Below are 13,364 nucleotides of genomic sequence, written 5' to 3'. Positions count from 1 at the left end.
GCATCGGCAACTTTTCCATTCCGGCAAGATGGTCTACGGTGGCTGGCATGACGCAGGGGGAAGACGCCCGGATCGGGCTGCGTGAGCGCAAGAAGCGGGAGACGCGCGTCTCGCTGAGCCAGGCCACGATTCGGCTGTGCGTCGAACGCGGCTGGGACGACGTGACGGTGGAGGACATCGCCGACGCGGCCAACGTGTCCGTGCGCACGTTCCGCAACTACTTCTCCGGCAAGGCCGAGGCGATCGCGGCCGGCCACCTGGAGCGCATGCTGCGGATCGCGGACACGCTGCGCGCGCGTCCGGCCGCCGAGCCGCTGTGGGACTCGGTCCTCCACGCCGTGCTGGCCCAGTTCGCGCAGGGGGACGAAGCGGGCGCGAGGTCCGCCCAGGACCAGCGCTGGCGGGACGGACTCCGGCTGATGCTGGCCGAACCGGCACTGCAGGGCGAGGTCGTCAAGGCGAACGCGGCCGCGCAGGAGGTGCTGGCCGAGGCGGTCGCCGAGCGCACCGGCACCGACGCGGCCCGCGAGGTGTACCCGAAGCTGGTCGCCGCGGTGATCGGGGCGGGCAGTGCCGTGGCCGTGGAGCACTGCCTGCGTGCCGATCCGCCCACCCCGCTCGTCCCCGTGCTGCGCGACGTGTTCGACCGGCTCGCCGCCGGTCTTCCCACCCCGTAGGAACCCGTGCGAACCGATCAGGCCCGGCCGTCGCCGGGCCGATCCGTCCTGCCCTTTTCCGGGCCCAACAGAGAGGACGCGCCAATGACCGCCGATGTGGTCATCGTCGGAGGAGGCCCGAACGGGCTGATGCTGGCCTGTGAGCTGAGCCTGGCCGGTGTCCGGCCCGTCGTACTGGAAAGCCTGTCCGAACCCGGCGAGGAACCGAAGGCCAACGGGCTGCTCGGCCAGGTCGTTCCCATGGTCGACCGGCGGGGCCTGTACCAGCGCCTCGGCGGCGACCCGGGGCCGCCGCGGCCGAACTCCGCCTACTTCATGTTCGCCTCGCTGCCCCTGAACCTGGGCATGCTGAAGGACAGTCCGCTCCACGGCCTGCCGGTGCCGCAACGCCGCATCGTGCAGGTCCTGGAGGAACGCGCCACCGAACTCGACGTGGACATCCGACGGGGGCACCGGGTCGTCGCCATCGCGCAGGACGACGAGGGCGTCACCGTCGACGTCGACGGCCCCGACGGCGCCTACCGGCTGCGGACCCGCTACCTGGCCGGCGCGGACGGCGCGCACAGCATCACGCGCAAGCAGGCCGCCATTGGCTTCCCCGGCGTCAGCTACGACCGGACGACCAGCCGGGCGGCCCATGCCACCGTCCCGGCGGAGTGGGTGGATCCCGCGACCGGGGCGCTGAACGTACCCGGTTACGGTGCCGTCCTGCCGTTCCTGCCGCACCGCACCGAGCAGGGAGGGTTCTCGTACGCGCCGTTCCCCGGCCACCCGCCGCTGGTCAGCACCATGGAGTGGGACCAGCCCGAGCCGGACGGGCCGATGAGCCTCGACGAACTGCGGGCGAGCGTCCGCCGGGTGCTCGGCGCCGACGTGCCGCTCGACCCGCCCGCCGGTGCGGGGCCGCATGTGCTGCGCCGGTTGTCCGGCGGCAACACACGCGTCGCCGAACGGTTCCGGGACCGCCGGATCGTTCTGGTCGGCGACGCCGCCCACGTGTACGCCGCGGGAGGCGGGCCAGGGCTCAACCTCGGCCTGCAGGACGCCGTCAACCTCGGCTGGAAGCTCGCCGCCGAGATCCGGGGCAGCGCCCCGCCCGGACTCCTGGACAGCTACGAGCCCGAGCGCCGGGAAGCCGCCCGCCGCATGGTCATGAACGCCCAGGCGCAGTCCGCGCTGATCGCACCCGGCAGCGACGTCACCGTGCTGCGGGAGCTGCTCGCCGAACTGCTCGGACACCGGGACACGGTGCAGCACCTCGCCGACCTCGTCGCCGGTACCGACGTCCGGTACGACATGGGCGGGAACGACGGGCACCCGCTGGTCGGCCGGTTCGCGCCGGACCTGGACCTGCGCACCCCGGCCGGGACGGTCCGGCTGGCGGAACTCGCCAGATCCGCACGGCCCCTGCTGCTCGACCTCACCGAAGACTCCTCGGCGGCCCGGGCGATGGCGCCGTGGCGCGACCGCGTGGACATCGTCACCGCGCAACCCCAGGCCCCCGCGCCCGTGGCCACCGCCCTGCTGCTCCGCCCCGACTGCTACGTGGCGTGGGCATCCGGCTCACCCCGCCCGGACCAGGCGGGCCTGGAGGCGCTCCGGGCCGCCGCGCGGCGCTGGTTCGGCATCGCGGACGCCGAGCACGACTCCCGCCCGATGGAACGCTGACTCGCCAACTGACGTGCATGCAGTGCTTCCTTCCTCTCGCGAACCGCATCCGTGAACCGCGCCCGTGAACCGCATCCGCAAACCGCATCGGACCGGGGCATTCGGCCCGTTGGCATTCGTATCCGACCCTGACGTTCGGTGTCCAGTGAATTACGTTCGGCGACCGGAGCTCGCTATCGTGGGCGTGTGGTGAGGTCCTGGGATGCGGCGGTGGAGCGGGCGCAGGAGCGGCTGGGGGCGGTGGCCCGGCTGCGACCGGTGGCGTCCGGCGATGACGGGCGGCGGTTCGCCCGGTGGGACTTGGCGTCCCTGGCCGAGGGGGAGTCGGGCGAGCCGGTGGACCCGGACGCGCTGACCCCGCCGGCCGAGCGGCGGCTGCGCGAACGGCTGGGCGAGAGCGGCCGGGAGTGGCCGTGCGGCGAGCTGTACCGCCGCCGCTACTGGGTGCTGGGCCGGGACGGCGAGCCCGTCGGCACGGTGGCGGTGGACAACTGGACCAGGGGGCCGGGCCAGTTGGCCGTCTCCTCGCTCTACCTCCGCCCGGGGGCGCGCGGCCTGGGCCTCGCCGGGGAGGCCCTCGCCGAGGTGTACCGGGCGGCGACCGCCGAAGGCCTGCCCGGCTACCGCCTGGAGGCGCACTGGACCTGGCAGCACGCCGTCCGCTACTACCTCCGGCGCGGCCTCTGGGTGGTCTCCTGGAAGCACGCGATCGGCTTCGCCCGGATGCCCCAACTCCCGCCCTACCGGGTACGGGAGGAGGGCGGGCGGCTGCTGTTCCTGGTCGCCGACCGCCCGCATGACCCGCCCGACCCGCCCGACCCGCAGGACCCGGACGACCCACCCGGCCCGGACGTCCGGAGCGAAGCCCCGCACGGCACCCTCCACTCCTGGACCCCACTGCTCGCCGCCGGCCGGGAGGGCCGCTGGCTGCGGCTCGACGAGACGGCCGCCTACCGCCAGGCGGACGGCTGGGTGCGCGGCTACGCCCGCACCACGCTCGCCCTCCATCTCGCCCTCGCCGGCCACCCGCTGGTGCGCGGACCGCAGTGGTGGGCGGAGGCGTGGCGCTGGTCCGATACCGGCGAACCGGAGGGCCTCGCGTACAAGATCGAGCACTTCGAGCAGCTCGCCCGGGACGGCGGCCGACGGGTCGTCACCCCCTACCGCCCGGTGGTCACCGCGTCCCGGCGGCTGGGAGACTCGGGGGATGGCTGAGATCGAGATCGACGGGGAGCCGGCCGACGCCGGGCAGGTCGCCGCGCTGGGGCTGCTGAACTACGGGCACTTCACCACGGTGCGCGCCGAGGCCGGCCGGGTCCGCGGCCTGGGCCTGCACCTTGACCGGCTGGTCCGGGACGCCCGGGTGTTGTTCGCCGCCGACCTGGACCGCTGCCTGCTCCGCGACCGGATCCGCCGGGTGCTCCCGGCGGACGGCGCCCCGGCGATCGTCCGGGTCACCGTCTTCGACCCGGCCCTGGGTCTGGAGCGTCCGGGCGCGCCCGCCGCGCCCCGCCTGCTGGTCACCACCCGCCCGGCCCCGACGGCGGCGCCCGGCCCGCTGCGCGTCCGCACGACGGCGTACACCCGCGAACTGCCGGAGGTGAAGCACGTCGGCCTGTTCGGCCTGATCCGCCACCGCCGGCTGGCCCAACTCGATGGCTACGACGACGCGTTGCTGGTCGACGCCGACGGCCGGGTGACCGAGGGGGCCACCTGGAACATCGGCTTCCACGACGGCCGGCGACTGGTCTGGCCGGACGGTCCGAGCCTGCCCGGCGTCACCGCCGCCCTGCTGGCCCGCGCCCACCGCGGCCCACAGCTGCACGAGCGGGTCGAGGCGGCCGGGCTGGACCGCTTCGAGGCGGCCTTCGCCGTCAACGCGGGCGTCGGCGTCCGCCCGATCGCCGCGATCGACGGTACGCGCTTCGATCCCGCCCACCCCGCCCTCGCCGAGCTGCGCGCCGGGTACGAGCGGATCGACGGCGAGGAGGTCTGAGCCCGGGACCACGTCCGGCCCCGGAGCCGGCCCCGGAGCCGGTCCGGTGCCGGCTCCCGCGCCGGTCCCGGCGTCAGGTCCGGTCGCAGGGTGGGTGGGGATAACCCCACCCTTCTCTCGCCAGCGGCCTGCATGGTGTGGACCATGCGCCATTCCTAGGGTGGAACACGTCGACGACCTGCGACGATCACCGAAGGAAGGCCCACCATGGCACCCCGCCACGACCGTTCACAGACCGATCAGTACGGGCGTCCCGCCCAGGCCGCGATCGAACTCCGGACGGTGCGGCGCAGCTACGGCCGCGGCAACGAGACCGTGCACGCCCTGCGCGGCATCGACCTCGCGCTCGGCCACGGCACCTTCACGGCGGTCATGGGCCCCTCGGGCTCCGGCAAGAGCACCTTCCTGCAGTGCGCGGCCGGCCTGGACCGTCCCACCTCCGGTGATGTGTACCTCGGCGGCGAGGAGATCTCCCGGCTGAGCGAGAACCGGCTCACCAAGCTGCGCCGCAGCCGGATCGGCTTCGTCTTCCAGTCCTTCAACCTGCTGCCCTCGCTGACCGTGCTGCAGAACGTGCTGCTCCCGCAGCGCCTGGCCGGTGAGCGCCAGGACCGCCGCCGCGCCCAGGAGCTGCTGGCCCAGGTCGGTCTCGGCGAGCACGCCGGCCGCCGCCCCGGCCAGCTCTCCGGTGGACAGCAGCAGCGCGTCGCGATCGCCCGCGCGCTGATCACCCGCCCGGACGTGGTCTTCGCCGACGAGCCGACCGGCGCGCTGGACACCCGCACCGCCCACGAGGTGCTCGGCCTGCTCCGTCACGCCGTGGACACCATGGGCGCGACCGTGGTCATGGTGACCCACGACCCGGTGGCCGCCTCGGTCGCCGACCGGGTCGTCTTCCTGGCCGACGGCGCCCTGGTGGACGAGCTGTACCGCCCCGACCCGAAGACGGTCGCGGACCGGATGGTCACCCTGACCGCCCGCCCGGTGGGAATCGCGGCATGAGCAACGGACTCGCGCGCGCCTCGGTGCGCTTCAGGCCCGCCTCCTTCGTGGGCACCTTCCTCGCCCTGCTGCTCGGCGCGGCCGTCATCATGGCCTGCGGCACCCTGCTGCAGACCGGCATCACCGCGAGCGTCCCGCCGGTGCGGTACGCGGGCACGCCGGTGGTCGTCGCCGCCGAGTCGACCGTCTCCTTCACCCACAAGGTGGGCGAGGACACCGAGACCGAGGAGCAGGCCGTCCCCGAGCGGGCCCGGGTGGACGCCGCGCTCGCCGGGCGGATCGCCGCCCAGCCCGGTGTCGCGGCCGCCCGCCCCGACACCGCCTTCCCGATCACGGCCGGTCAGGGCGGGGCCGACAGCGCCGCCGCGGCCAACCCCGCCCTGACCGGCCGCGCCTTCGCGGCGCTGGGTATCGCCGGCAACGGCGACAAGCTGGTCGAGGGCCGCGCGCCCGGCGCGGGCGAGGTCGTCCTGGACGCCGACACCGCGCACGCCGCCCACCTCGCGCCCGGTGCCACCCTCACGCTCACCGCGCCCGGCGGCGCCGGCGGCTACCGGATCTCCGGCCTCGCCGCCCCGCAGAGCGCCGGCCCCACCGCCTGGTTCGCCGACGCCGCCGCCGGGCAGCTCTCCGGCCACCCCGGCCGGGTGGACGCGATCGCCGTCCAGCCGCGCGAGGGCGTGGACGCCAAGACCCTCGCCGCCCAGGTCCGCCAGGCCGTCGGCGGTGATGCCAAGGTGCTGACCGGCGACGACCGCGGCACCGTCGAGCAGCCCGAGCTCACCGAGAGCCGCACCATGCTGACCGCCCTCGGCGGCTCCTTCGGCGGCACCGCCACCATGACCGCGGTCTTCGTGGTGATGAGCACCGTCGCCCTGGCCACCGGCCAGCGCGCCCGTGAGTTCGCGCTGCTGCGCGCCATCGGCGCCACCCCGCGCCAGATCCGCCGCACCATCGCCACCGAGGCGATGCTGGTGGCGCCCGTCGCCGGCGCCCTCGGCATCCTCCCCGGACTGGCCCTGGCCCACTGGTGGTTCGGCGAGATGGTGACGCGCGGCGCCGTTCCCGAGGACGTCTCGCTGAGCGTGGGCCCGATCCCGATGCTCGCCGCCGTGGGCACCTGCAGCCTGGCCGCCCTGCTCGCCGGCTTCCTGGCCTCCCGCCGCCCGTCCCGGATGCGGCCCAGCCAGGCCCTCGGCGAGGCCGCGATCGAGCCCGGCGGCCTGGGCAGGGTGCGGACCGTCATCGGGCTGGTCTTCACGGCCGGCGCCGTGGTGCTCTCCGTCGTCGCCTCGACCCTGGACGGCAGCGACGCCGCCAATACCGCGCTCGGCGTCGTGATGTGCTTCCTGATGGCCGTCGCCCTGCTCGGCCCCTTGGTGGCCCGGATCGCCGCGGGCGTGCTCGGCGCCCCGCTGCGGGCCGGTGGCGCCCCCGGCTCGCTGGCCGCCGACAACACCCGGGCCAACGCCCGCCGGCTGGCCTCCGCGATCACGCCGATCGTCATGGTCACGGCCTTCTGCGGCACCCTGCTGTTCATCCAGACCACCATCAGCCACGCCACCGGTGAGCAGGTGCGCACCGGCATCACCGCCGACCACGTGGTCGGCCCGACCGGCCCCGGCCTGCCGGCCACCACCGCCGGCCAGGTGGCCGGGGTGCCCGGCGTGGACGCCGCCGTCGGCGTGCTGCACACCGGCGCCGTCTACCGCGCCGGCCAGGTCCTGGCCACCGCCACCGCGCTGGGCGTCAACGGCGACCCGGCGAAGCTGCCCCGGGTGCTGGACCTCGGGGTGAAGAGCGGTTCGCTGGCCGACCTCGGCCGCTCCGCGGACACGGTCGCCCTGGACGCGGGCCTCGCCGACACGCTCGGCGTCAAGGTCGGCGGGCGCGCTCCGCTCTGGCTCGGGGACGGCACCAAGGTCCAGCCGACGGTGGTCGCCACCTACGAGCGCGGCCTCGCCTTCGGCCAGGTACTGCTGCCCCGCGCGGCCGTCGCCGAACACGTCACCGCCGGGTACGACAGCCAGGTGCTGGTCGCCGACGCCCCCGGCGCGGACCGGGCCGCGGTCGCGGCGAAGCTGGCGGGCCTCGCCGGCACCACCGTCACCGACCGGGCCGGCTACGCCGCGCAGGCCGACCGCGCGCAGGAGCTCAGTGCCTGGGCCAACACCGTGATGGCGGGCGTGCTGGGCGGCTTCGCGGCCGTCACCGCCGCCAACACCCTGGTGATGACGGTGCTGGACCGGCGCCGCGAGGTGGCGCTGCTGCGCCTGGCCGGCACCACCCGGCGGCAGGTGCGCGGCATGATGCGCTGGGAGGCGCTGCTGGTCGCCGCGACGGGCCTGGTGCTCGGCGGCGCGATCGCCTGGATCACGCTGCTGCCGATCGCCCGCGGTATCGCCGGCGTCGCCCCGCACATCCCGGCCGGCATCGCCCTGCCCCTGGCCGTCGGGGCCGTGCTGCTCTGCCTCGGTTCGACCGGCCTGCCGGTCCGGGCCCTGCTGCGGACCCGACCGGTGGAGGCCGGCGGCGGTCGCCAGTAGCGGAGGGCGGGAGTGCGACGACCGGCCCTAGGCCGAACGGGCGGTGCGCGGCGGCGCACCGCCCGTCCGGGTGACAAACCTGCCGCAACCAGGCGCAATGGGGTGTCCGAAGACGTCACAATCGTTGATTGACAACGGCCGTGACGTGATGTCAGTTACGCCCTCCGTCGCGCCGTCCGGCGGTTTCCGGCCCGGCCCGCTCCTCGGGCCGCCGGCCGCCCCGACCGGCGCGTTCCCGCCCCGCCGAGCAGAGAGAAGCCCGACATGAGCAGTCCTCCCGCGGCCCCCGCGCCCCGCTGGCCGCTGATCCTGCTGCGCACCACCGCGACCTCGCTGGCGGCCCTCGGCCTCCTGCAGACCATGCTGGCCGGCAGCTTCCTCAACGGCACGTACGAGTCGCTCAAGGACCACGAGGTCGCCGCGATGACCCTCGCCACCGTGGTGATCGGCCAGTTCGCCGTCGCGGCGCTGGTCCGCTGGGTCGGCCGCGGGCCGCTCTGGCCACTGTGGACGACGGCGCTCCTGGCGGTGGCGGTCACCGGCCAGACCTTCGCCGGGTACGAGCGCGAGGTGGGTGTCCATGTGACGCTCGGCGTGCTGCTGGTCAGCGCTCTCTTCTTCGGCGCGGTCGGCGCCTGGCGGGCGCCGCTGCCGGCCCGCGCGGACGTGGCGGCCGAGCCGGACGGCGGGGACGGCACCGGGCGGCTGCCCCGGCCCGGCGGACCGGTCGAGGTGGCCAAGTGAATCGCCGCCGGTTCCTGGGCCTCGGCTCGGCGGCGGTCGGCGCGGGCGCGCTGACGGCCGTCGCCGTCCCCGCGGCGGCCCGGATGTTCCGCAAGGGCAGCCCCGGCCGGCTGCTGAGCAGTGAGGTGGACCTGCCGGAGCCGTTCCGGCTGCCGCTGCCGGTGCCGCCGGTGCTGGCACCGGTCCGCACGGAGGGCACCACCGACTTCTACGAGATCACCCAGCAGGTCGCCAAGCTGGAGATCCTGCCCGGTCTGCGGACGGACGTCTGGACGTACGGCGGTATCTTTCCCGGGCCGACCCTGTCGGTCCGGGCCGGCCGGCGGACGGCGGTGCTCCACCGCAACCAACTGCCGGTGCCGACCACGGTCCACCTGCACGGCGGCCACACCCCGGCGGACAGCGACGGCTACGCGATCGACCTGACCCTGCCGGCCGGGGCCACCGGCTCCCGTGGCGCGGGCGGTATGGCGGGTATGGCGGGGATGCCGGGCATGGAGCGGTACGCCGACGACCCCGCCGACACCCCGCTCGGCAACACCTCGAACGGCGAGCGGACCTACACCTATCCCGGCAAGCAGCGGGCGGCCACGCTCTGGTACCACGACCACCGGATGGGCTTCACCGGCCTCGCCATCTGGAGCGGCCTGATCGGATTCCACCTGATCCACGACGAGGAGGAGGACGCGCTGCCACTGCCGCGCGGTGAACGCGACCTCCCGCTGATGCTCGTCGACCGCTCGTTCGGGGAGGACGGCGCCTTCCGCTACCCGACCGTCGACGCCGAGCGCCTTGTCCCCGGCGTCAGAGCCGGTTACATGAACGGGGTGCTCGGCGACGTCATCCTGGTCAACGGCGCGCCCTGGCCACGGCACCCGGTGGACCGGGCGCGCTACCGGCTGCGCCTGCTGAATGCCTCCAACGCCCGCGTGTACCGCCTCGAACTGGACCCGCAGCCGCCCGGCGGCGACGCGCTGGTGCAGATCGGCGGCGACGGCGGTCTGCTGGAGGCCCCACGGGCGCACGATGTCGTGGACATCGCTCCGGCCGAGCGCTTCGACCTCGTCGTCGACTTCTCGCGCTTCGAGCCGGGGACGTCGGTGCGCCTGATGAACCGTTTCGGCACCGGCTCGGCGAGGGAGGTGATGCGGTTCGACGTGTCCTCCCGTACCGTCTCGGACGACTCGAGGGTGCCCGAGCGGCTCTCCACCATCGAGTGGCTCGACCCCGCGGACGCCGTCATTACCCGGAACTTCCGCTTCCGCCTCAGCAAGGGCGACGGCTGGACCATCAACAAACGGCTCTACCTGCCCGGCCGGGCGCTGGCCCGGCCGACCCTCGGCGCCGTGGAGCGCTGGCGGTTCTTCAGCGACCTGCACCACCCCGTCCACGTGCACCTGAACCAGTTCCAGGTGCTCTCGCGCAACGGCTCCGACCCGGGCCCGTACGACGCCGGGTGGAAGGACACGGTGGACCTGCGGTCGGCCGAGGCGGTGGAGGTACTGGTGCGCTTCACCGACTACCCGGGGACGTACATGATGCACTGCCACAACCTGGAGCACGAGGACATGGCGATGATGGCGGACTTCGTCGTGGAGTAGGGACCACGGTCCCACCCCCGTCGATCCCTCTTCTGAATTCACCCGTTCGGCTGAGCGCGGGTGGGCGTGTCACACGCCCGCCCGCGCTTCGACATGCCGGGCCTGTGCCGTTGTTCTAGCGTCGCGAGGAGGTAAAACCCCTTCCACCGGCCGAGGAGCAGCGCATGACCAGTCCCGCCGAACGCCGCCGGCGCGGCCGCGCGGCCCGCGAACGGGTGTCGCGCTCCTCCCACGGCCGCTGGATCCCGGCCGCCGACCGCCCCGACCCCGTCGGGGTGCTGGAACGCCAGGGCGCCGACCGGGTCGCCGAACTGCTGCCGATCCGCTACGGCCGGATGGCCGACTCCTCCTTCGCCTTCCTCCGGGGCTCCGCCGCCGTGATGGCCGCCGACCTCGCGGCCGGCCCGGACACCGGGCTGATCGTCCAACTCTGCGGTGACGCACACCTGCTGAACTTCGGCGTGTACGCCTCGCCGGAACGCGCGCTGCTCTTCGACGTCAACGACTTCGACGAGACCTACCCCGGCCCGTTCGAATGGGACGTCAAGCGGCTGGCGGCGAGTGTCGCGGTCGCGGCCCGTGACAACGGCAACGACGAGGACAGCGCCCGCCGCGCCGCCCTCGCCGCGGCCCACGGCTACGCCACCGCGATGCGGCGGCTCGCCGGGCACGGCGAACTCGACGTCTGGTACGCCCGCATCGACACCGGCGACCTGCTGCCGCTGCTCCGGAAGCCCAGGCAGCGCAAGCGGGCCGAGGCGAGCCTCGCCCGCGCCCGGCGGCGCACCAGCCTCCAGGCCTTCGGCAAGCTCACCGAGACGAAGGACGGCCGGCGCCGCATCATCAGCGACCCGCCGCTCATCCAGTCGCTCCCGAGGACCGAATTCCGCGCTGTCGGCCAGGTCTTCAGCGACTACCGCGCCACCCTCGCCGACGACCGCCGCGTCCTGCTCGACCGGTACCGGTTCGTCGACGCCGCCCGGAAGGTCGTCGGCGTCGGCAGCGTCGGCACCCGCTGTTACATCCTCCTGCTGGAGGGGCGCGACGAGCGCGATCCGCTCTTCCTCCAGATCAAGGAGGCCGGCCGTTCCGTCCTGGAGGACCACCTCCCCGCCGTCCGCCCCGACGCCGAAGTGCCCGTCGCCCACGGCGGACACCGGGTCGTCACCGGCCAGCACCTGATGCAGGCCGCCAGCGACATCTTCCTCGGCTGGACGGCAGGCCCGGCCGGCCGCCACTTCTACGGCCGCCAGCTCCGCGACATGAAGGGCTCCGTCGAGGTCGCCGACCTGACGCCGGGCGGCTTCCGTGCCTACGCCGACCTCTGCGGCCGCACCCTGGCCCGCGCCCACGCCCGCTCCGGCGACCGCCTCTCCATCGCCGGCTACCTGGGCGGCGCCGACACCTTCGCCGAGGCCGTCGCCGACTTCGCCGTCCGCTACGCGGACCAGACCGTTCTCGACCACGCGGCCCTGCTGGCGGCGATCGAGAACGGTTCGGTCAAGGCGCGGCGCGGCATCTGACGCCGCTACCGGGCGGCCGCCCTTTCGGCCGCGTTCTCGGTCGGGGTCGGGGTCGGGGTCGGGGTCGGAGCGGCGCCGGTGCTGGGCGCGGTGGCGGCGGGCCGGCCCAGCCAGGCGAGCGCCGCCACGGCGCCGGCCAGGGCGAGCAGGGCGCAGCTCAGGGTGGCGACGGTCATGGCGGTGGTGAAGGCCTCGTCGGCGGCGGCGACCAGCCGGCCGGCCTGGGCGGGCGGCAGCCCGGTGGCGAGCAGGTGGGCGGCGGTCAGGTCGTGGCCGGCGGCCTCGGGCGCCCCCGGCAGTGCGGTCGTCAGGTGGGCCCGGTAGGAGGCGGAGACGATGGTGCCGACGACCGCGATGCCCAGGACGCCGCCGAGTTCGCGGACCACGCTGTTGACCGAGGCGGCCATCGGGGCCTTCTCGCGGGGCAGCGCGGCCACGATGGACGCGCTGGCCGGTGCCGTGATCAGGCCCATCCCGGCGCCGACGACCCCCATCGTGAGGGAGAGCAGGGCGAACGGCGTGCCGGTGGTGACGAGTGACAGCCCGGCGAGGCCGAGGGCCATGGTGGCCAGCCCGGCGGCGATGGTGTGCCGGTGGCCGAAACGGGCGGCGCTGCGGTCGCTGGTGCCGGCGGCGACGGCCATCGACAGGGCGAACGGCAGGGCGCCGAGACCGGCCTCCAACGGGCTGTAGCCGTGCACCAGTTGCAGGTACTGGGTGTAGACGAACAGCACGCCGAACAGGGCGAAGAAGGTGATGGCGAGAACGGCGCAGGCGGTGCTGAAGGTGCGGTTGGCGAACATCCGCATGTCCACCATGGGGTGGGGGGCCCGCAGTTCCCAGAGGGTGAACGCGGTCAGCAGGGCGACGGCGGCGCCGGTCTCGACCAGGGAGGTCGCGGACAGCCGGCCGCGTTCGGGGCCCCGGACGATGACGTCGACGAGCGCGACCAGACCGCCGGCCGAGAGCAGCAGCCCGAGGCCGTCGAGGCGGCCGGCCCGGCGGCCCGGGAGTGCTGGGATGAGGGCCAGGGCGGCCACGAGCGCGGCGGCGACCAGGGGCACGTTGATCCAGAAGACGCTGCCCCAGGCGAAGTGGTCGAGCAGGAGGCCGCCGGTGACCGGGCCGAGCACGATGCCCAGACCGGCGGTCGCGGCCCAGATGGCGATGGCCTTGCCGCGCTGCCGGGCGCCGAAGAGCATCACGATGATCGACAGGGTGGCCGGCATGACGAACGCCGCGCCCAGGCCCATGAGTGCGCGGTACCCGATGAGCGGTCCGACGGTGGTCGTCGTCGCGGCGGCGATCGAGCCCGCGGCGAAGACCCCCAGACCGCCGACCAGGGCGCGGCGGTGGCCGATCCGTGCGCCGAGACCGCCGGCGGCGATCAGCATCGAGGCGAACACCAGGGTGTAGGCGTTGTTGATCCACTGGAGATCGGCGGTGGAGGCCCGGAGCGCCTCGGCGAGCGTGGGGAGGGCGGTGTTGAGCACCGTGTTGTCGATGGTGGTGACCACCAGGGCGGCGCAGAGCGCCGCCAGTGCCGACCAGCGGCGCGGGTGGCCGTCGTCGGGATCGGGGTTCTCCTGGAGGCTCATGGTTTCCTC

Annotated in this window: 10 protein-coding genes; 9 read left to right on the top strand and 1 reads right to left on the bottom strand. The window is 74.5% G+C overall.

All coding sequences use genetic code 11. From position 1 onward, the window contains the following. Positions 1-47 precede the first annotated feature (47 nt). From ACIO5D_RS09845 to ACIO5D_RS09805, 9 genes are all read left to right on the top strand, one after another. Positions 48-677, top strand: a complete 630-nt coding sequence (locus ACIO5D_RS09845) for a TetR family transcriptional regulator (RefSeq protein WP_363604307.1) — start codon at positions 48-50, stop codon at positions 675-677. A gap of 84 nt (positions 678-761) precedes the next feature. After that, complete coding sequence (locus ACIO5D_RS09840) at positions 762-2,345, top strand: FAD-dependent monooxygenase (protein ID WP_400794615.1); 1,584 nt, start codon at positions 762-764, stop codon at positions 2,343-2,345. A 189-nt stretch (positions 2,346-2,534) separates the two neighbouring features. After that, on the top strand, positions 2,535-3,560 hold the full coding sequence (locus ACIO5D_RS09835) for a GNAT family N-acetyltransferase (protein WP_400794613.1): 1,026 nt from the start codon (positions 2,535-2,537) through the stop codon (positions 3,558-3,560). Continuing rightward, a complete protein-coding gene (locus ACIO5D_RS09830; RefSeq protein ID WP_400760111.1) occupies positions 3,553-4,341 on the top strand; it encodes an aminotransferase class IV in 789 nt (262 codons plus the stop codon). Before ACIO5D_RS09835 ends, ACIO5D_RS09830 begins: the two co-directional genes overlap by 8 nt. Positions 4,342-4,548: 207 nt before the next feature. Continuing rightward, complete coding sequence (locus tag ACIO5D_RS09825) at positions 4,549-5,343, top strand: ABC transporter ATP-binding protein (RefSeq protein ID WP_363604314.1); 795 nt, start codon at positions 4,549-4,551, stop codon at positions 5,341-5,343. Continuing rightward, the gene (locus ACIO5D_RS09820; protein ID WP_400650139.1) at positions 5,340-7,889 is read left to right on the top strand and encodes an FtsX-like permease family protein; all 2,550 of its coding nucleotides are present in this window, start codon (positions 5,340-5,342) and stop codon (positions 7,887-7,889) included. The genes ACIO5D_RS09825 and ACIO5D_RS09820 overlap by 4 nt, the downstream gene beginning before the upstream one ends. Before the next feature lie 264 nt (positions 7,890-8,153). Continuing rightward, positions 8,154-8,633, top strand: coding sequence for a hypothetical protein (locus ACIO5D_RS09815; RefSeq protein WP_400794611.1), 480 nt, complete (start codon positions 8,154-8,156; stop codon positions 8,631-8,633). Continuing rightward, complete coding sequence (locus tag ACIO5D_RS09810; protein WP_363604318.1) at positions 8,630-10,234, top strand: multicopper oxidase domain-containing protein; 1,605 nt, start codon at positions 8,630-8,632, stop codon at positions 10,232-10,234. The genes ACIO5D_RS09815 and ACIO5D_RS09810 overlap by 4 nt, the downstream gene beginning before the upstream one ends. A gap of 164 nt (positions 10,235-10,398) precedes the next feature. Further along, entirely contained in the window at positions 10,399-11,757 is a 1,359-nt protein-coding gene (locus ACIO5D_RS09805; protein WP_363604320.1) for a DUF2252 domain-containing protein, read from the top strand. Positions 11,758-11,762: 5 nt separating this feature from the next. Here the strand turns inward: ACIO5D_RS09805 and ACIO5D_RS09800 are convergent, their stop codons facing one another. After that, a complete protein-coding gene (locus tag ACIO5D_RS09800; RefSeq protein WP_400794609.1) occupies positions 11,763-13,355 on the bottom strand; it encodes an MFS transporter in 1,593 nt (530 codons plus the stop codon). Positions 13,356-13,364 lie beyond the last annotated feature (9 nt).

It is taken from the genome of Kitasatospora sp. NPDC087315 (assembly GCF_044744345.1).
Lineage (GTDB): Bacteria > Actinomycetota > Actinomycetes > Streptomycetales > Streptomycetaceae > Kitasatospora.
This window is presented reverse-complemented; position numbering and strand designations above follow the sequence as displayed.

Bases quoted from the DNA above. Each gene is read 5' to 3' on its own strand.
- ACIO5D_RS09845 (WP_363604307.1), top strand. From the start codon at position 48: ATGACGCAGGGGGAAGACGCCCGGATCGGGCTGCGTGAGCGCAAGAAG.
- ACIO5D_RS09840 (WP_400794615.1), top strand. From the start codon at position 762: ATGACCGCCGATGTGGTCATCGTCGGAGGAGGCCCGAACGGGCTGATG.
- ACIO5D_RS09830 (WP_400760111.1), top strand. From the start codon at position 3,553: ATGGCTGAGATCGAGATCGACGGGGAGCCGGCCGACGCCGGGCAGGTC.
- ACIO5D_RS09825 (WP_363604314.1), top strand. From the start codon at position 4,549: ATGGCACCCCGCCACGACCGTTCACAGACCGATCAGTACGGGCGTCCC.
- ACIO5D_RS09820 (WP_400650139.1), top strand. From the start codon at position 5,340: ATGAGCAACGGACTCGCGCGCGCCTCGGTGCGCTTCAGGCCCGCCTCC.
- ACIO5D_RS09815 (WP_400794611.1), top strand. From the start codon at position 8,154: ATGAGCAGTCCTCCCGCGGCCCCCGCGCCCCGCTGGCCGCTGATCCTG.
- ACIO5D_RS09805 (WP_363604320.1), top strand. From the start codon at position 10,399: ATGACCAGTCCCGCCGAACGCCGCCGGCGCGGCCGCGCGGCCCGCGAA.
- ACIO5D_RS09800 (WP_400794609.1), bottom strand. From the start codon at position 13,355: ATGAGCCTCCAGGAGAACCCCGATCCCGACGACGGCCACCCGCGCCGC.